The organism is Metabacillus sp. YM-086 (genome assembly GCF_048059995.1).
In the GTDB taxonomy this organism is placed as follows: Bacteria; Bacillota; Bacilli; order Bacillales; family Bacillaceae; genus Metabacillus; species Metabacillus litoralis_B.
On record NZ_JBLUOI010000001.1, the window covers coordinates 158,702 to 177,387 of the forward strand.

Annotated in this window: 21 protein-coding genes and 2 pseudogenes; 16 read left to right on the forward strand and 7 right to left on the reverse strand. The window is 34.3% G+C overall.

The window, feature by feature from the left end:
- Positions 1-127: 127 nt before the first annotated feature.
- Positions 128-1,624 carry an aldehyde dehydrogenase family protein gene (locus ACEWK1_RS00830; RefSeq protein WP_121661653.1) on the forward strand — a complete coding sequence of 499 codons (1,497 nt, stop codon included), beginning with the start codon at positions 128-130 and terminating at the stop codon, positions 1,622-1,624.
- Between the two features lie 431 nt (positions 1,625-2,055).
- Here ACEWK1_RS00830 and ACEWK1_RS00835 read toward each other — a convergent pair whose 3' ends face one another.
- Complete coding sequence (locus ACEWK1_RS00835; RefSeq protein ID WP_212134790.1) at positions 2,056-2,526, reverse strand: nucleoside deaminase; 471 nt, start codon at positions 2,524-2,526, stop codon at positions 2,056-2,058.
- Between the two features lie 62 nt (positions 2,527-2,588).
- On the opposite strand from ACEWK1_RS00835, the gene ACEWK1_RS00840 reads away from it, so the two are divergent.
- Both ACEWK1_RS00840 and ACEWK1_RS00845 read left to right on the forward strand, forming a co-directional pair.
- Entirely contained in the window at positions 2,589-3,059 is a 471-nt protein-coding gene (locus ACEWK1_RS00840) for a DinB family protein (protein ID WP_212134792.1), read from the forward strand.
- 234 nt (positions 3,060-3,293) lie between these two features.
- Entirely contained in the window at positions 3,294-3,935 is a 642-nt protein-coding gene (locus ACEWK1_RS00845) for a DUF421 domain-containing protein (RefSeq protein ID WP_212134794.1), read from the forward strand.
- A gap of 193 nt (positions 3,936-4,128) precedes the next feature.
- On the opposite strand, the gene ACEWK1_RS00850 is transcribed toward ACEWK1_RS00845, so the two are convergent.
- Positions 4,129-4,686, reverse strand: coding sequence for a hypothetical protein (locus tag ACEWK1_RS00850; RefSeq protein ID WP_416635327.1), 558 nt, complete (start codon positions 4,684-4,686; stop codon positions 4,129-4,131).
- 112 nt (positions 4,687-4,798) lie between these two features.
- On the opposite strand from ACEWK1_RS00850, the pseudogene ACEWK1_RS00855 reads away from it, so the two are divergent.
- Together ACEWK1_RS00855 and ACEWK1_RS00860 are read left to right on the forward strand one after the other, a co-directional pair.
- Positions 4,799-5,319: pseudogene (locus ACEWK1_RS00855) on the forward strand (DinB family protein).
- Between the two features lie 41 nt (positions 5,320-5,360).
- Complete coding sequence (locus ACEWK1_RS00860) at positions 5,361-5,819, forward strand: GNAT family N-acetyltransferase (protein WP_121661659.1); 459 nt, start codon at positions 5,361-5,363, stop codon at positions 5,817-5,819.
- A 7-nt stretch (positions 5,820-5,826) separates the two neighbouring features.
- On the opposite strand, the gene ACEWK1_RS00865 is transcribed toward ACEWK1_RS00860, so the two are convergent.
- The gene (locus ACEWK1_RS00865) at positions 5,827-6,390 is read right to left on the reverse strand and encodes a CBO0543 family protein (RefSeq protein WP_212134796.1); all 564 of its coding nucleotides are present in this window, start codon (positions 6,388-6,390) and stop codon (positions 5,827-5,829) included.
- Between the two features lie 278 nt (positions 6,391-6,668).
- Here ACEWK1_RS00865 and ACEWK1_RS00870 point away from each other — a divergent pair, with 278 nt between their 5' ends.
- From ACEWK1_RS00870 to ACEWK1_RS00880, 3 genes and pseudogenes are all read left to right on the forward strand, one after another.
- Positions 6,669-6,854 carry an alpha/beta-type small acid-soluble spore protein gene (locus tag ACEWK1_RS00870; RefSeq protein ID WP_162987317.1) on the forward strand — a complete coding sequence of 62 codons (186 nt, stop codon included), beginning with the start codon at positions 6,669-6,671 and terminating at the stop codon, positions 6,852-6,854.
- 83 nt (positions 6,855-6,937) lie between these two features.
- The gene (locus tag ACEWK1_RS00875; protein WP_162987318.1) at positions 6,938-7,087 is read left to right on the forward strand and encodes a hypothetical protein; all 150 of its coding nucleotides are present in this window, start codon (positions 6,938-6,940) and stop codon (positions 7,085-7,087) included.
- 269 nt (positions 7,088-7,356) lie between these two features.
- Positions 7,357-7,536, forward strand: a pseudogene (locus tag ACEWK1_RS00880) (transposase); the annotation flags it as partial.
- A 126-nt stretch (positions 7,537-7,662) separates the two neighbouring features.
- On the opposite strand, the gene ACEWK1_RS00885 reads toward ACEWK1_RS00880, so the two are convergent.
- Complete coding sequence (locus tag ACEWK1_RS00885; RefSeq protein WP_212134800.1) at positions 7,663-8,505, reverse strand: hypothetical protein; 843 nt, start codon at positions 8,503-8,505, stop codon at positions 7,663-7,665.
- 154 nt (positions 8,506-8,659) lie between these two features.
- Here ACEWK1_RS00885 and ACEWK1_RS00890 point away from each other — a divergent pair, with 154 nt between their 5' ends.
- The 5 genes from ACEWK1_RS00890 to ACEWK1_RS00910 all read left to right on the forward strand — a co-directional run bounded on the left by ACEWK1_RS00890 (position 8,660) and on the right by ACEWK1_RS00910 (position 12,850).
- Positions 8,660-9,157 carry a GNAT family N-acetyltransferase gene (locus ACEWK1_RS00890; RefSeq protein WP_212134802.1) on the forward strand — a complete coding sequence of 166 codons (498 nt, stop codon included), beginning with the start codon at positions 8,660-8,662 and terminating at the stop codon, positions 9,155-9,157.
- Positions 9,158-9,275: 118 nt separating this feature from the next.
- The gene (locus ACEWK1_RS00895; protein ID WP_212134804.1) at positions 9,276-9,998 is read left to right on the forward strand and encodes a DUF2161 domain-containing phosphodiesterase; all 723 of its coding nucleotides are present in this window, start codon (positions 9,276-9,278) and stop codon (positions 9,996-9,998) included.
- 13 nt (positions 9,999-10,011) lie between these two features.
- Positions 10,012-10,539: a DUF664 domain-containing protein gene (locus tag ACEWK1_RS00900; RefSeq protein WP_212134807.1), complete on the forward strand. Its 528-nt coding sequence runs from the start codon at positions 10,012-10,014 to the stop codon at positions 10,537-10,539.
- Positions 10,540-10,740: 201 nt separating this feature from the next.
- Positions 10,741-12,318: a sensor domain-containing diguanylate cyclase gene (locus tag ACEWK1_RS00905; RefSeq protein ID WP_212134809.1), complete on the forward strand. Its 1,578-nt coding sequence runs from the start codon at positions 10,741-10,743 to the stop codon at positions 12,316-12,318.
- A 166-nt stretch (positions 12,319-12,484) separates the two neighbouring features.
- Positions 12,485-12,850: a DUF4181 domain-containing protein gene (locus ACEWK1_RS00910; RefSeq protein WP_121661668.1), complete on the forward strand. Its 366-nt coding sequence runs from the start codon at positions 12,485-12,487 to the stop codon at positions 12,848-12,850.
- A 77-nt stretch (positions 12,851-12,927) separates the two neighbouring features.
- Here ACEWK1_RS00910 and ACEWK1_RS00915 read toward each other — a convergent pair whose 3' ends face one another.
- Entirely contained in the window at positions 12,928-13,311 is a 384-nt protein-coding gene (locus ACEWK1_RS00915) for a GtrA family protein (protein ID WP_121661669.1), read from the reverse strand.
- 252 nt (positions 13,312-13,563) lie between these two features.
- On the opposite strand from ACEWK1_RS00915, the gene ACEWK1_RS00920 reads away from it, so the two are divergent.
- Positions 13,564-14,145: a YitT family protein gene (locus tag ACEWK1_RS00920; RefSeq protein WP_212134811.1), complete on the forward strand. Its 582-nt coding sequence runs from the start codon at positions 13,564-13,566 to the stop codon at positions 14,143-14,145.
- A gap of 449 nt (positions 14,146-14,594) precedes the next feature.
- Here the strand turns inward: ACEWK1_RS00920 and ACEWK1_RS00925 are convergent, their stop codons facing one another.
- The gene (locus ACEWK1_RS00925) at positions 14,595-15,890 is read right to left on the reverse strand and encodes an APC family permease (protein ID WP_212134813.1); all 1,296 of its coding nucleotides are present in this window, start codon (positions 15,888-15,890) and stop codon (positions 14,595-14,597) included.
- A 142-nt stretch (positions 15,891-16,032) separates the two neighbouring features.
- Positions 16,033-16,488, reverse strand: coding sequence for a nucleoside-diphosphate kinase (gene ndk / locus ACEWK1_RS00930; protein ID WP_212135169.1), 456 nt, complete (start codon positions 16,486-16,488; stop codon positions 16,033-16,035).
- A gap of 245 nt (positions 16,489-16,733) precedes the next feature.
- Here ndk and ACEWK1_RS00935 point away from each other — a divergent pair, with 245 nt between their 5' ends.
- A complete protein-coding gene (locus ACEWK1_RS00935; protein ID WP_332327633.1) occupies positions 16,734-18,275 on the forward strand; it encodes an ABC transporter ATP-binding protein in 1,542 nt (513 codons plus the stop codon).
- Positions 18,272-18,686 (forward strand): ABC transporter permease subunit (locus ACEWK1_RS00940; protein WP_416635334.1); only part of this gene is annotated, 415 nt, incomplete at its 3' end. The genes ACEWK1_RS00935 and ACEWK1_RS00940, both read left to right, overlap by 4 nt.

Sequence of the window (18,686 nt, forward strand, 5' to 3'; positions counted from 1 at the left end):
ACGATCTAGAGATTAATATATTTGATAGCGGTGGTACGGTCACCAACAATTATTGATACAACAATTTGTCTTACATAAATTCTTTTAGCTATCCAACTTATCTTTTTATATTTTGGGAGGGAATGTAATGGTACAAAACGTAGGAACAAAAGAACTAGAATTGAGCCCTAGATTAGTTGAATTTTTAAATGGGGACAAAAAGCTTTTTATTAATGGAGAATGGGTAGAGGCAGTAAGTGGTAAAACATTTGATACATTAAACCCGGCAACTGGTGAGAAACTAGCATCTGTTTCTGAAGCAGGAGAAGAGGATATAGATGTTGCAGTAAAAGCAGCTAGAGAAGCATTTGACAATGGTCCTTGGTCGAAGATGGGAACTGCTGAAAGAAGTCGTTTAATTTATAAATTAGCTGATTTAATTGAAGAACATAAGGTAGAGCTTGCACAGTTAGAAACATTAGATAATGGTAAACCGATTCGCGAAACTGCAAACGCTGACATTCCGTTAGCGATTGAACATTTCCGTTACTTTGCAGGATGGTCTACAAAAATTGTAGGACAAACAATTCCTGTACAAGGGAACTATTTCAATTACACACGTCATGAAGCAGTTGGTGTAGTTGGACAGATCATTCCTTGGAACTTCCCATTGTTAATGGCTGCTTGGAAGCTTGGGGCTGCCCTTGCTACAGGATGTACAATTGTCCTTAAGCCGGCAGAACAAACGCCATTATCTGCACTATATTTAGGGAAATTAATTAATGAAGCTGGCTTCCCTAAAGGTGTTGTTAATATTGTTCCAGGCTTCGGTCAAACAGCTGGTTCACCATTAGTAAATCACCCGTTAGTAGACAAAGTGGCTTTCACAGGTTCAACAGCTGTTGGTAAAGCAATTATGAGACAGGCAAGTGAATCATTAAAGCGTGTAACACTTGAGCTTGGTGGGAAATCACCTAATATTATCTTACCGGATGCTGATCTTTCAAAGGCTGTACCTGGTTCTTTAATGGGAATTATGTTTAACCAAGGTCAAGTATGCTGTGCGGGTAGTCGTCTTTATGTTCAGAAAAAACAATACGATAATGTTGTTGCAGATCTAGTATCCCTAACAAAAGATATCTCTCAAGGTAATGGATTATTAGAAGCAACAACAATGGGACCTCTCATTTCAGCACAACAACAAAATCGTGTAAAAGGATACATTGATAAAGGAATTGAAGAAGGAGCAGAAGTTCTAGCTGGAGGTACTATTCCATTTGAACAAGGTTATTTCGTAGCTCCTACCATCTTCGCCGATGTTAATAATTCAATGACGATCGCAAAAGAAGAAATCTTCGGACCGGTTGTTGCTGCGATGCCGTTTGATGACTTAGATGATCTTGTTGACAAAGCAAATGACTCCCACTATGGTCTAGCAGCAGGTGTTTGGACACAAGATATTAAAAAAGCACACTACATTGCACACCGAATTAAAGCAGGAACAGTATGGGTTAACTGCTACAACGCATTTGACGCAGCAAGTCCATTTGGCGGATATAAGCAATCAGGTATCGGCCGTGAAATGGGAAGCTATGCATTAGAAAATTACACAGAAGTAAAAAGTGTTTGGGTAAATATGGATTAATTGCTGAAGGGAAGAGGTCGTCATTCTGATGACCTCTTTTTAAGTTGGTTTTAGGTAACGGGAATAGTGTCGATTTTTGTCTGATCAAAGATAAAACGTTTAGAATCGAAGATAAATCTCCGTAATCGAAGATAAAACTCTGTAATCGAAGATAAAATGTTCAGAATCGAAGATAAATCTCCATAACCGAGGATAGACCGTTTAAAATCGAAGATAAATCTCCATAATCGAAGATAAAACGTCTAAAATCGAAGATAAATCTCCATAATCGAAGATAAAATGTTTAGAATCGAAGATGAGTCTCAATAACCGAGGATAGACCGTTTAACTTTGAAGATAAAACTCCGTAATCGAAGATAAAACGTCTAAAATCGAAGATAAAACTCCATTATCCGAGTTAAAATCTTATTCCAGTCAACCTAAGGCGAATTTTAAGACGGTTTCCGCCCATTAAAAATAATTTCTGCCATAAAGGGTGAGTATTTTTTAATAATCTGTTCAGATTCACTTGATAAAATGCCACTTTCATATGTATACAATCTCTTTTTGACATAAGGAACAGATTCGATAAAGTTTTCCATTTGTAAATAGTTATCCTTAACACCAAAAACAATATGTCGTATATTTGCCATAACAATAGTTGTTAAACACATCATACAAGGTTCAACAGTTGTGTAGATTGTACAATTTTCAGCATGTTTTTTTAAATAGGCTGCACAGCTATGAATTGCATTTATTTCTGCGTGTGCCACTTCGTTTTCTAACGTGCTTATCCGATTAGATCCTCGTGAAATGATTTTCCCATCATGAACGATCACAGCCCCGATTGGTCGATCTCCGCGTTTTCCTGCTTCTTCAGCTTCTTTTAAAGCTTCTTTCATATAAAAAGTATGATCTATCACATGTATGCCTCCTAAAATCTTTATTATAATATAGTATAAAACTAGATTAAGGGAGTTTCAAAATGAATTTATATACAAAGAGTGCATTAAAACAGATCAAGCTGGCTCTTGATTCTGTATCTACCATGATTAATCAGTTGAAAGAAGAAGATTTACATATAAAGGCTTTAGCAACTAAACGCTCAATTGGTGAGCTTTTGGAGCATATTTCAGTGTTATGTGAAGCTGATTTACTTATTTTAAACGGGGCAACAGAAGGGGAAATGTCTTCATTTTATAATGCTCATTCATACAAAACGTTAGAAGGGTTGCAACAAGCTTTAGAAAAACATTATAAAATACTTGAGAAAGCATTTTTAAATTATACAGAGAACGAGCTTTTAGAAATGACAACTTCATATTGGGGTGTTACATATTCTAGATATGAATGGCTGTTAGAAATAATAGCTCATCTTTATCACCATAGAGGGCAGCTACATTCACTGCTCGTATATCACTTCAAAAAGGATCTTAACGTTTCTTTATTCGAATAACTACTAACAACAATGGATAATGGTTAGGAATCTGGGAAAATTATCATTAACTGAATCAATTTCATAATGTATCATTTGTTACCAAAAAACGTATGAAATTTCACATGAAATAATGTTTTTATCCGTGTATTGTTTATTAACATGTTCAAGGTGAAGAAAAATGTTCGTTTTTTGATTTATGAGTCATAATTATGAAATTAACTCAACTATATAAAGATTGGTGGTTAGTGATACATGGAATGGGATTTTATCTGGAAAGCCATTCTCATCGTTCTGGTTGGAACCGTTTTATTGAGAATTGCAGGAAGAAAAACAATTTCTCAGATGACGTTAGCTGAGACAGTATTAATGGTTGGTATCGGTACTCTCCTTATTCAGCCTGTTGCGGGTAAAAATGTTTGGACGACATTTTTAGTCGGAGGAATATTAGTTGGGACTCTTTTAGTTATGGAACTTCTTCAAATGAAATCAGACAAATTTGAAAAAGCGATTACAGGTAAGGCGAAAATTATCATTGATAACGGAAATTTAAATGAGCAAAATCTTAAAAAACTTAGATTATCTGTAGATCAACTAGAAATGATGCTTCGCCAAAATAGTATTTCGAAAATTAGTGATGTAAAATGGGCAACCTTGGAACCAAATGGTCAATTAGGGTATGAGTTAAAACAAGAAGCACAGCCTGTTACAAAGAAGGATTTTGACGAATTTAAACAAACAATTGTAAACTTAATACCTAGTAATGCTCAACTTACTCATATAAATGAAATTTTAAGCCTAATTAACAATAATACAAAGCCAGAAAATAAAGAGGACATTTTTGCAGAAGTTAAACATAATAGACATAAAGAAGCTCCTCCAAAGCACTTACAATAATTTTTTATAAAAAACACCAATAAATGTAATATTTTAGTTAATATTAAAAAAAGATGTAGTATAATAGGTTTGTTATTTATAATAAATCCCTAAGTAGACCTCCCGTTTTCTTAGGGATTTATTATATTAACTTCAGGAATGTAAAGGAGAAAAGAGGCATTGACAGGTCGATTCCATGCAATACCTCCGTTTTTTAATGGGGTTTCTTTGCTGTTTTTTCTTTCTTGGGCCAGATAAAGTAGCTTGTTGTAATGTATAAGTCAATCGCTAAAACGATTAACCATACGCTTACCATTGTATTGAGTGCTTCGGTTCTTTGAGGGTCCTGAATATAGATGATCATCATTTCTAAGATTGCTACACCAATTGTAAATGCTACAACGTGCTTGATAAATCCTTTTCCATAATGCTTTGCAAAAGGAATTCCGTATCGTTTCACCGGCTTAGCCGAAGGTTTTTTCATTATATAAAATTGGAATTTTTCGTCCATCCAATTAATCATACTTTTTCCATATGCCAGAGAAACTCCGATATAAACTGCAGCAATTCCATGTGCTAGAGTTGCTGTTGCTCCGCGATACAGATCAATGCTTGTAATGATAATTAACAAAAGGTCAATAATGGGGGTAGAAGCTAACAGTAAAAAACCAAGCTTTTGAAGCTGCAGTAAATATCGTGCCATTAACCCTAGTAATATAACAACCCAAAATGAAACCTCGCATGCAATAATGATCCATCCTAAATAATTCATAAGTACCTCTCTTTATGAAATGGTAATTTCTAACACTATTTTAGCACTTCTTACTTTTCTTTGTTACATGTAAAAAATATATTCTACTAGTTCCATAGAAAGGAGCAATATGATGAATTTTCATTTGAATGAAGCAATCGAGGTATTATCGAGAACACCAAAAGCATTGGAGCATTTTTATCTGGACTTTCTGATCAATGGCTGCATTGTAATGAAGGAGAAGGAACGTGGAATGCTTCTGAAATTGTTGAACATTTAATTGAAGCTGAACTACATAATTGGATTCCTAGATTAGAATCTATTCTACATGATGGAAAGAGCAAACATTTTCCTGCATTTGATCGTTTTTCACATTTGACTAAGCCTGAAAGTACGATTGAAGAAAAACTACTAATTTTTAACCAACTTAGAGAAACAAACACTGAAAAATTAAAAGAACTAATTAATCCTCATCATCATCTAGAAATCGAGGGGACACATCCCGCTTTCGGTGTGGTCAAAATAAGAGAGCTTCTTTCAACCTGGGTTGTTCATGATCTTACACATCTTTCGCAAATCGTTAGAGTCATGGCAAAGAGGTATTATGATGACGTTGGGCCTTGGAAGGAATATTTGGGAGTATTAAAGAAATAGAATTGTAAAAGTATCTTTCTCAAAACAAGGAGCTTTCAATAATGAAGATTAGAGCACTTCAAAAGGAAGAAACACCACCAATACAATTATTATTACTTGCGGATCCTTCAGTATCTATAATTGAAGATTACCTTAACCGGGGAATGTGTTTTGTTGCTGAAAATCAGGAGAACATGGTCATTGGAGTTTTAGTGCTACTTCCTACAAGACCACATTCTGTGGAGTTAGTGAATATTTCTGTTTCAGAGGATTACCAAGGAAAAGGTGTTGGCAAGTTATTAATCAAGCATGCGATTTCCGTAGCTAGAGAAAAATTATTTAAAGTAATGGAAGTTGGCACTGGAAATTCTAGCATCGATCAAATGGCCTTTTATCAAAAATGTGGATTTAGACTAACAGGCGTTGATTTTGATTTTTTCGTCAAACATTATGATGAACCGATATATGAAAATGGTATCCAATGCAGAGATATGGTGCGCTTTACACTGGATATTGAATAAAATGTGTTTATGACTTTACGCTTTGATTCAATTTGACAAATAGATTAGTAAACCAATACGCAAGAATAGACATACCTACATCAAGAAGAAAAACATGAAAAATATTCATTCCTTTATAAAAAAGCAACAATCCAAGCTTATGCCATACAAAAGCAATTGTTGTGATTAGTACCGAAGTGATAAAGGTTAAAATATAAAAATTACGATTGCGATTAGTTGAAATTTGATAAGCAAACATAAATGCAACTGGAACAAATGATCCATCAACAGGAATGCTAACGGGTATAAAAGGAACCATAAAATAAGGATGATCCCAATAGTTGAAACGAGTAAGAAATACATCTAAGTAAACAAACATCACATGAAAAGAATACCCATAAAAACAAATTCGAAAGATGTTTTTACGATCAATAAAAAACAGGGTGAAAATTAATGGAACAAAAAAGAAAACAACGTTAAACCAAAATTGCCAAGTTCCAAAATGAGCAAACTGTTTCCAGTATTCGAGAATTAGGTCAGTTAATTTGGCATCTAAAGAATCTATTTCCTCTAATATGTGTTCACGTGACATTGAGCATTCTCTCCTATCGCATGAAAAAAATGGTTGTTACTATCATTATTTGCCAAACCAATTTTTTCTACTCCAGTTATTAACTAGGTGTTAGCTTGTACATCCAAATGTATGTTATTTAGCATATTTTTTTATAAAAAAACAAAAGCATTTAATGCCTGGACTATACCTTCAGGACGAGGTTTTCAAATTTTTTAGAAGGGAATTTTGAAAAAGATGCATAATATACAAACTATCGACAAATGTTACAAGTACACTATACAAAGGAGGAATTGATTATGGCAAATAACTCAAATAACTTAGTCGTACCTGGAGCTGAACATGCACTTGAGCAAATGAAGGTGGAAATCGCAAATGAATTTGGTGTAGATCTTGGCGGTGAAACAACATCACGTGCAAACGGATCTGTTGGTGGAGAAATTACAAAACGCCTTGTTTCAATGGCGCAACAACAACTAGGTTAATTTGAATAAGGCATCATTCTTTTAGAATTAAACATCATGTATAACGACAACTAAAGAATGAAGATGCCATTTTAGGTTTTCTAATGTTTAGTGTTTTAAAAGATCATGAAATTGCTCATTTATATAACATTCTAGGAAAGTCAACAAAAGTAACTAAAGACATACATCTAAGAACTGTTGTGCTTGAACTAACTGAAGAGCTGAACAGACGACACCAAATGGCTACTGAATGACTATACTAGAACTAACCCCCCAAACTTATAAATAAAAAATAGAGGCTGATCCAAAAGTCTAGGTTTTAGACCTTTGGATTAGCCTTTTTTTGCGTACTTTTTTAAAAAAATAAAGTAAATAAGGTAAAATTAGTTCGTTCCATTAAAAATAATATTTATCTGCAACACCCTACTAAAACAGCCTCTTTTAAAGACATGATTAAACAAAAAAATCGCCTTATTTTGTATAATGAAGTTACCACAGCACCTTATACAAGAACCAACGAAAATGTGATGTGGAAAGTATATTTGGACAAATAAAACATAATCAGCAGTACAGACGCTTTTCGATGCGTGGCCTCCAAAAAAATACGATTGAATGGGGGCTTCTTTGTGTTGCACATAACTGTAAAAAAATGCAGAAAGCAATAAAAAGAAATAAAGTAAAAGAGAAAATTGGATGCGAATAAGGGGGAGGAATACCTCTTTTCAAATAAAAAATCCTACTTATTTGGTTTCTACACCAAAAATAAAGAAAGGGTGCTCAAAAGGTCGTAATTTAACAACCTTTTGAGTCACCCTCTATTTTAAATTAACTATGTTCTTTCTTTTGAGTTTGAAAATATCTCCTTATACACCAAACGTGAAACATAAATAACAAATAGATGCCAGGGAATAAACTGAAGAAAGGCACTATAATTTATTTTCACAAAGCGAACCTTTATAAGGAAATAATCAACCACTAAAAAATACAATAGATGATAAAAGCGATAAATGATTCCACGCTTAGAAGAGATAAAGGTAGAGAAAAAACTCAGTAGTAAACTGTAAAGAGGCGCAATGATAAAATGTTCCTTCCAGGTATGTAGCAACCCAACCCCAAATTTTAATTTTCCTCTTACAGCCAACGTATACATAAAGGTCACATCAATTACAACAATTGTTAAATATTGAGCCAATTTAAGAGCCCAATATTTTCTCTTCTCAATCATTTTATAAAAGTAATCGCTTATATAAAAATATATAAGCATTAAGACTGTGGTGAATTTTGGATTCCACCAGTTAGTTTTATAAATGCCCAAGCGAAGAAATAATTCCTCAACAATATAAAAATATGTGATGAAGGAAACTTTCCATCGCCAATTCTTTTTATAAATCGTTAAAAACGTTGCTGTAATGGGTACATAAAAGGCTTGAGATAAAATTGCTCCAAGAATATTATCTAAATATTTTATTTTTAAGATGGAGGGCTTATAGGTGTATGCTTGAAAAAGATTTAGTACAAAGTATTCAAAAAAGAAAGCAAAGCCAATATTTGAAAGAAGCAGTGTCCATGTGTATTCTCTTTTTCGTTTTAGTAATTGTGAAAAAATAATAAGATGAATAATTGTTAATAAAAGAAATGGTATAGAGTTTCTATTCAGTCGTCCTCTACGCAAGGGTATCACCAGCTCTTGACTAATATAATATTTTGATTTCTCAAATCTCTCCTACCTTTATCTTTTGTTATTATTTGTTTTTTTACTCAACTAACGAAATACCCGCTTGATTTGGTACAATGGAATGGAATCTCCTTGAAAGAGAGGAAAAAAGATGGATATAAGATTATTAAGTGAAAAACACGCAGCTGTTTATAAAAGTCTAAGATTAAAGGCGTTACAAGAGCATCCAGAAGCATTCAGCTCCAGTTATGAGGAGGAAATCACCTATTCTATAGCTACTGTAGAAAAGAGGTTAAGTGTAGAAAACTCCTTCACATTTGGAGCATTTGTTGATGAAAAATTAGTTGCTGTTGCTACATTGTTGCCGGAAACAAAAAATAAACTAAAACATAGAGCTAATATCGTCGCTGTTTATGTTAGTACTAGCTACCGCAAATCGGGAATAGGTAAAAAGTTAGTAGAAGCAGCCATTAACAAATCAAAGTCTATTGAAGGAATCGAGCAACTATATTTAACTGTTTCATCGAGCAATATAGCAGCAAAAAATCTTTATCAATCATTAGGTTTCAAAACATTTGGTATTGATCAAAAGGCATTAAAAGTTAAAGAAACTTATTATGATGAAGAACTTATGGTACTATATTTGTAATACAACGGCGGATTATGTCATTCAAATGCAAAAGAACACTAACAGAATTGTTACTTAGTGTAAAGTAGCCATAAAACTTAAATAAATAACTCTGGAAACACACTTGGATGGTGGCAACATGACTGAAAAGAAAAAAATACAAGAAGCAGACTTATATAAACCAATCCAACATTATTTTACCCGAGAAGGATATGACGTTTATGGTGAAGTAAAGGATTGCGATATTGCGGCAGTAAAAGATGACGAGCTTATTGTGGTGGAACTAAAGCTTAACTTAAGTATTGAGTTATTAATGCAAGCAACTAAGCGGCAGCGTTTAACGGATCAAGTATATATTGCTATTCCGAAGCCTCGCTATAATAAGCGGTCGAAGCGATGGTCTGATCTATGTCATCTCATAAAAAGACTGGAGCTTGGTCTGATTATTGTATCTTTCACGGGAAATAGAAAGAGAATGGAGATGATCTTCCATCCAACTACATATAGTAAACAACGTAAGCAACAGAAGTGGAAACGAGATTCAGTTCTTAAAGAAATAAAAGGAAGAAGTGCTGATTATAATATTGGGGGAAGCAGTCGAACGAAAATTATGACTGCCTACAAAGAAAATTGTATTCAAATTGCTTGCTATTTACTTGAATTTGGTGAACTCTCTCCAAAAAAATTAGTGCAATTAGGAACAGGTTCAAAAACATCCTCCATCTTAACCAAGAACTTTTATGGTTGGTTTCAACGAGTGAAAAGAGGCATCTATACCATAACTGACACAGGAAGACTTGAAATAAAAGAGTATCCTGAATTAGTAGATTATTATTTAGATAAAGTAAAAGAATCAGAATAATGGGGGAATTTAGATGCTACTTAACGAGAAGATATACCATATTGGTGAGCTAGAGGGGTTCTCACCGCAAATTGGTCGGTTAGTTTCTATGATGAATTATACACGACATACAACATTAAGAGCTGTTCATGGTTTATCCATCAAGGAGCTTGACTTTCACCTAGACTCTCAAAGTAATTCGATCGGTATGTTGCTGTATCATTTCGCTGATGTTGAGAAGATTTATCAAATTTTAACATTTGAAAACAGGGAACCCACAGAGCTTGAAGAAAAAGAGCTAGAATTGGGTTTGGATTTAGGTGAGAAAGGACAAGAAAATATTAAGGGATATCCTTTAGAGTTTTATCTTGACAGACTAGAAAAAAGCAGGAATGAAACACTTAAACAGCTACAACAAAGAAGCGATGATTGGCTCGATGAAACAACTCCGTTTTGGAATAATTTGACCGCAAATAATTATTTTAAATGGTTCCACGTTTTTGAAGATGAATTAAATCATCGTGGACAAATAAGAATGATTCGAAAAAGATTTATAGAGTAGATTTTTATGGCTCCAGCTTGAGTTTCATTTTCAAGCTGGTTTTTGCAGTGATATAAATCACATTTTTAGAAGGTGTAAGCTGATATATTTTATAGTTAGAGTAGGAACAAGTTCCTAATAGGAATGAGACCCTATTTATATACTCTCTTTAACGTAATAAACTATACCTACAACATGTTTCTTTAATGTATTGGAGTTATTATGAAAATTAAAAATAGAAAAGTTAGACTTTCAACTTTATTAACAGGACTTGTAGCTGGTTCTGTTATTTTAACGACAGTTATATTATTGATAGCATCCTATCAATATGAAAAAGAATCGCTGACAAACGCCTATCTTAATCTTAATTACTCAAAGTCGAGTAAGATGAGTAGATCGGTTGATTCGTTGTTTAAGTCAATGAGAATGAGTTTAGAAGAAACAGCAACTTTTTTGTCTGAAAACGATGATTTTAAAGATGATGAAATTCAAGATTACTTTGAGCTTTTACGAAATAATAGCAGATACTTCAATTCTTTATCTTGGATTGATGGAAGTGGTGTTGTTAGGAGTATAGCCCCTATTTCGGTAGGTCTAAGAGGAGAAATTCTTAGTTCAGGTGAGACAAGAAAAATTGTGGATTCAAAAAGACAAACGGTTTCTCAGCCATATATTGCTCCTTCTGGACGTTTAATTGTGCTGCTTGCACATCCTTTTTATGATCAGAATAATCACTTTAAAGGAATGATCGGAGGATCTATTTATCTTCAGGAGCAAAACGTGCTTACCGAGATTCTTGGCAACGATATCATTGATGAAAACGGTTCTTATTATTATGTTGTTGGACCTGAAGGGAAGATTTTATTTCATCCTGACAAAAAACAAATTGGCGAAGATGTATCAGAAAATCCTATTGTCGGGAAAATAATGCAAGGTAAAAGTGGAAAGGAAATTGTCACAAATACAATGGGCGTCACGATGTTAGCGGCATATAGTGTTGTTCCAGAAACAGGCTGGGGAGTTGTTCAGCAAACACCTGTTTCTTTTATCTATGAATCATTGTATGATCACCTAAAAAAGTTACTTATATATATTCTTATCCCTTTTGTTAGTTTGCTTGCTCTTTCAATTTTTATTGCCAGAAAATTAGCAAAGCCTTTTTTTGATCTTTCTAACGTTGTAAACCAAATTTCTTCTGGTAAATTAGTGAGTTTTCCTGAAATGAAATCACATTGGAATAGAGAGGCTGACTTATTAACAAAAAGTGTGACAATGGCGATTGAAGGAATGCAAGATAAACATCAACAGCTTTCTTACGAAGCAACAACCGATTCTCTAACAAATACTTCAAATCGCCGCCTGCTTGACGAGGTTATGAAAGAATGGGTAGCAAAAAACAAACCTTTTACACTTATCGCTTTTGATATTGATAATTTTAAAAAAGTGAACGATACGTTTGGACATCAAACTGGAGATCAAGTACTACAGTTTGTAGTAAAATATGCACAAATGATGATTAGAAAAAACGATTTGTTATTTCGATACGGCGGGGAAGAGTTTGTTCTATTAATTCCAAATGTTACATCAACTACTGCTTACTCAATCGCGGAAAAAATTCGTATATGCTTAGAAAATAATATTTCTCCTATCGGAAAACCTATTACAATATCTTTAGGTATAGCAGAATTTCCATTACACACAAAACGGCAGGATGAAATATTTGACCTAGCCGACCAAGCCTTATATGTGTCAAAATCAAAAGGAAAAAACAGGACGACAATTTGGAATGAAAACTTATAAGTGATTTCAAATATGATTTTATTTAAGGCTGTGTACAACAGCCTGTTTTTATTTTGATTTGAGAATTACAATACAAATGTTACTATTGAAAGTAGGTTTGTCTTAGGAGATAATTTTTACGAATCTTATGAAACCTTTTTATATACTGCATTTATTGAGAAATTAGGTGGCTATCATAATTGTTGTTGCTATTTTTATCTTCTGGTTCATTTTAGACCTTCTTTTAAGGTATATATTAGGTATCAAATTAAAAAAAGCTTTTAAAAAGTTTGAGCATCATGATGTAATGTTTAAAAATATAGATAAATGGCTTTTTAGAGTCTTTTTACTGTTGCTTTTAATAAATATCGTTCTATCGTTTATGGACATGATTGTATTTGTTTTTATTTATTTAGCAATCACGAGCTTTCTTCATGGTATACAGGAATGGAAGTTTGATAAGGAAAATAGAGAATATATATTCACGTGGCTAGGTACTGGAGTTTGTATTTTATTAGGAGTTTTATATATTTTAGGTATTACTGGTGTGTAAAATATGCATCTAGGTGCGCAATAATAAAATAAAAAACCTGGATGGAAATCACCTTACCATCCAGGTTTTTTTATGCTCTATTTAAATGTCCAAATATTATTTAAAGTGAAATTTATGAGTGGGATTACTAGGATTGTCACAATTTCTCCAATAGCATAATGAAACGATAGAACATTAACAACTGTAAAGATAATCACAAAATTTAATGTGAAGCCAATGATGGACACAACAAGAAATCGCAGTAATTGTTGATGAGAGTACTTTCCACCAAATGTATATTTTTTATTTAACAGGTATGAAAAAAGAGTCATGATGATAAAAGAAATCGACGCACCGATAACAGGTTGTTGATGGAAAAATTCTACAAATATAAACATTGATAGAAAATAAATGAGCGTACATATAATCCCGACAAAACTGTATTTTATAAATTTTATAATAAAAAGTCTATTTAGAGTCATACCATCACCTTTTACATAAAAATTACTCTTTATTCATATCGGTTAGTAGAAATAAATATTTACAAAAATTCTTGTTACCTTTCATATTTGTTTGATTTTACTTGACCCTGGAACGTAATGATTTTTATCAATACTACTTACAAAAGGATAGAATGAAATAATCGTTTTTTAAATGACGACCATTTTTAACAGATATTATGAAGGATTCTCTCATAAAGTTAATACATGTCCAAATGTTTGTGAGGGAATCGAATGAATACGATAAAAATTGTGAGTGTTATTGTGTTAGGCAGTCTTCTATTATCAATTGGAATCAATGTTTTTTTAACTCCTTATAAAGTGTTAGATGGTGGAATGATCGGAATTGGCTTAATCTTGCACTATTTGTTTGATTTAAAAGCAGGTATCATGATCATTGTTTTTAGTGCACCAATATTTCTCGTTGCATGGATCTATTATAGAAAGTATTTTTATAATAGTTTACATGGGTTATTACTTTCATCTTTTTTTATTGATTTGCTAAAACCATTGGATGGAATTGTTCATGCTTCACCAATTGTAAGCTCCATTATTGGCGGGATATTTGTTGGCTCAGGGATTGGGTTAATGCTTCGTATCGGGACTAGCACAGGTGGAACAGATCTTCTTGCTCAATTTATATCTGACAGATCTGGAATTAACGTCGGGATTTTGATCTTTTGTATTGATATGGTTGTGATCTTGCTAGGAGGTCTATTAATATCAAGTGAAACATTAATTTTGTCTTGTATTACCATCGTATTCGTTGGATTAACAACAACAATTGTTTCATCAAAATCTATAAGGGAAGTTTAAGCTTGAAAAGCCAGACTATAACAAACTTGGGTAGTAACCGGGTATGCTTATAGTCTTTTTATTTTGGCTTGAGGTGAAAGGTGGCTGTTGATTTCCGTTCCAGGCGCTTCGCTTTCCGCGAGGCTGGCGGTGAGCCTCCTCGTCGCTGAGCTCCTGCGGGGTCTCACCTGTCCAGCTGCTCTCGCAGGAGTCTGCGCGCCTTCCACTACAATCAACAGAGTTTTCAAACTTTATGAGGAGCGGTATCAACACCTTATTTAAAATTGTATTACATACCGCTTGAGGTGAATAAACGTCTTAATCATCTAATATAACATTGGTATTCAATCTATGGTGAGACTATTTATGCACCCAGACCATTATGGCATATCGTTGATTCTTAGGATTAAGGATTCATGATGAGACCATTTCGACCCCTTCTTTCTACTAACTCACCTTTTAAGAAAGCATCATTTGCTTTTTCTGTTTAAATAAAGTTTTTCCACAACGAAAAGTAACGTAATAATAATTCCTGAGACGATTACAACAAATAAGTCTGACTTTATTTTCAGCAAAATAAACGCACTAAGGATAACCCCATCTAAAATCAAGGCTATTGTTACTATAATGGGATTGGCTCCTACCTTGTGACGTAAGTGCTTTAACACACCAAAATGAACAATCATATCCATAATAAGATATAGAATGGCACCCATTGATGCAATTCGGGTTAAGTCAAGTGTCACAGTTAAAATGATCGCTAAAACAACTGTTAACACTAGAGTGTTCTTTTGAACAGATTTTTTAAGCCCAAAATTAGCTTCAGGAATGAGGCTCATTTCCGATAACATGGCTAACATCCGAGAAACGGCAAAAACACTTGCTATAATTCCCGTAATTGTAGCAATGATTGCCAATATGACTGTGAACCATACACCATAACCACCAAAGGCCGGACGGGCAGCTTCTGCAAGTGCGTAATCCTTTGCCTTTATTATTTCATCTATCGTTAGGTTGCTTAATACGGCCAAGGCGAGAAGTAAATAGATAACTAGACTGATTATAATAGAAATACTAATTGCTAATCCAATATTTTTTCTAGGTTTTGTGATTTCAGCTCCACTATTTGTAATTGTCGTAAATCCCTTAAAGGCAAGGATCGTTAAGGACACAGCTGCTATCAAATTTAGGGTGCCTGCGTCTTGGTTCACTGCTCCTGATTGAGGTGATGGTAAAGCAAAATCAACAATCCACAAACCTGATAAAGCAAGCACTGATAATCCTATGATTTTTACAAATGATGCAATGGAAGTAAAAGATTGGATAAATGTATTTCCTGATATGTTTACAATGAATGAAAAAACAATTAATCCAACACCTAGTAATGGGATAAGAAAACCTGGTTGTTTGCTCTCAAATAACTGGAGCGTATATGTACCAAATGTCCGTGCCACTAAACTTTGATTAATAATCATCGAAATCGCCATCATAAGTGAAGCTGCAGTTGCAATTGTTCCTTTGCCATAAGCCTTTACTAAAAACATACCAATTCCACCAGCGGAGGGAAATTCCTGGCTCATTTTTATGTAGGAATATGCGCTAAAACCTGTGACAATACTACCAATTATAAAAATAAGAGGAAACCATTGACGAGAAAGCTCGGCAACTTGTCCAAGCAAGGCAAAGATGCCGGCACTGATCATCACACCTGTACCCAATCCAACAGCTCCTCCTAGAGTAATACTATTTTTCTTGTAATTGCCCATTTTTTCACCTTTTCTATTAATAGTTTTATTTAATGTCGTACCCCTTGTGAATTAGCATAAAACATCATAAAAAAGGAATGAGCAAGATAAAAAGAAATAAGCCCTCCACCGTCTAACGAATGAATGGCTTATTTCTTATATATTAACTACTTTTTCTAACATTATCTTTTAAATCTGTTTTTCCGCCTCGTAGATTCAATGGATCAAAGAAATTTGCTATTTCCCGTTCGGCACTCTCTAGAGAATCAGATCCATGGATGACATTTTCTTCTTTGCAAAAAGCAAAATCTCCACGAATTGTTCCTGGCAGTGCTTCTGTTGGACTTGTTTTTCCAATCATCGTTCGAGAAACCTCAATGATGTTTTCACCTTCCCAAACCATCGCAAAAACAGGTGCTGATGTAATAAAATCAACCAACTCACCGAAAAATGGCTTTTCTTTATGTTCTTCATAATGGTATTCAGCTTTTTCTTGATCAATTGTCATGAATTCTGCTTGTAAAAGAGTAAACCCCTTTTGTTCAAAACGTCTAACAATTTCTCCAATTAATTTTCTTTTCACACCATCAGGTTTGACCATGATAAAAGTTCTCTGCATGGGCATGAAAATCACCTCATTTAAATGTATTTAAATTCACCTGACACTGGCAAATCTACTAGTCATTATTGGAACTTCCATAATTTCTTAAACATGAATGAATAAAAAATTGCATTGTAACTGTTTTTTACAAAATTCTATTTAGTTTGTTACATAATCCTACACAATCATAGACTGAACCTCTTTAGTGAAGGATAATTTAGAAAATTCCAAAAATATTATCTGAAGTAAGAGGTGGATAATCCTTGAAACAAACACATCTAGCGATCGAAATGCAAGATATTGTGAAAAAGTTTGGTTCGGTAGTTGCCAGTGATTCTGTTAACTTTTCTGTCAAAAAAGGGGAGATTCATGCCTTATTAGGTGAAAATGGTGCAGGGAAAAGTACCATTATGAGCATGCTTTCCGGTATTTATAAAGCAGATAGTGGCACTATTGCTATACATGGTAAAACATGTCAGATTCGTTCGCCAAAGGAATCAATGGAATTAGGGATTGGTATGGTTCATCAAAACTTCCGTTTGGTCGATACACTAACAGCCATTGAAAATATTATTCTTGGTGAAAAGGGCCAAATATGGCGAGGCCCCTCTTGGTTGAAGAAAAAGAGCGAAGAAATAGAAATAATCTCAGAGCAATATGGACTAAAGTTTCCTACAAATGTTCCAATCTGGCAATTATCCGTTGGAGAGCAACAGCGTGTAGAGATTGTAAAAACACTTTATCGGGGTGCTGACATCATTATTTTCGATGAGCCTACATCTGTTCTGACTCCTTTCGAAGCAGAGCAATTATTTCAAACGATGAAGAACCTAAAAAAACATGGGAAAACAATGATCATCACAACTCACAAACTAAAAGAAGTGATGGAGGTTTCAGATCGAATTTCTGTTATGCGAAAAGGAAAAATGATTGCTCACCGAAATCGTGCTGATACGTCAGTTGAAGAGTTAGCGCAATTGATGGTCGGAGCCTTACGTACAAAAGGGGTAACAGTTACATCAGAGCCAATCGGAAAACCAGTTATAGAAGTGCGAAATCTTTCCGTTCAAGGAGAGCGTGGGGTGCTTTCGATTGATCAAGTTAGCTTTACGATTCATGAACATGAAATTGTGGGGGTGGCTGGTGTTGCAGGAAATGGACAGAAGGAACTTGCCGAAACGTTAACAGGGCTTATCCCGTGGAAAAGCGGATCCATCATGTTTAATCAAGAACAACTAATTTCTCCTACCGTTCAGAGTTTAATAGATAAAGGAATTGCCCATATTCCTGAGGATCGTATGAAAAGTGGTTTAGCAGGAAGCTTAGGAATAGTTGATAACTTACTATTAAAAACATATCGAACAACTAAACGTACAAAATGGGGTCTTCTCCAAAAGAAACAAAATAGTGAATGGTCAAGAAAATTAGTTGAAACATTTGATGTTAAAACAGCTGACCTACATAGCCCTGTTCGTCAGCTTTCAGGTGGTAATCAGCAAAAGCTATTATTCGCACGAGAAATTGATCAAGAGCCGAAGCTGATGATTGCTGTACATCCAACACAGGGGTTGGATGTTGGAGCTACAGAAGCTGTTCATCAGATGTTGCTAAATCTTAAGCTTTCAGGAGGTGCCATTTTACTCATATCGGAAGATTTAGATGAAGTAATGAAATTGTCCGATAAAATTTTAGTTTTATATAACGGGAAAGTGAACGGCGTCATCTCTCGGGCAAAAGCTGAAAAAGAGTATATTGGCCAACTTATGGCTGGTTTGGATGAGCGGAAGGAAGGAGCTGTTTTATGAATCAAAAAACATCTGCTGAACAAGCTGCTGTTGAAATACAGGGTTCTAAAAAGAAACTAGAATTGCCTTTTCGATTAGAATATGACCCACATAAAAAGTCGAGCAGCTGGTTTGTACCACTTTTATCAATACTTATAGCTTTATTTATTTGTGCTGTGTTTATTGCAATCGACGGGATGAATCCCATTACGGTTTATGGAAAAATGCTGCAAGGTGCATTTGGCTCTGCTTTTGGTATAAGTGAAACACTTGTAAAAGCAACCCCTCTTTTACTTTGTGGGCTCGGTGTGGCCATTGCTTACCGAATATCGATCTGGAATATTGGTGCAGAAGGGCAATTTTTACTAGGAGCAATTGGAGCAACAGCTATCACCATTTACTTTCCAAACTTGCCTGGAATCGTTTATATCC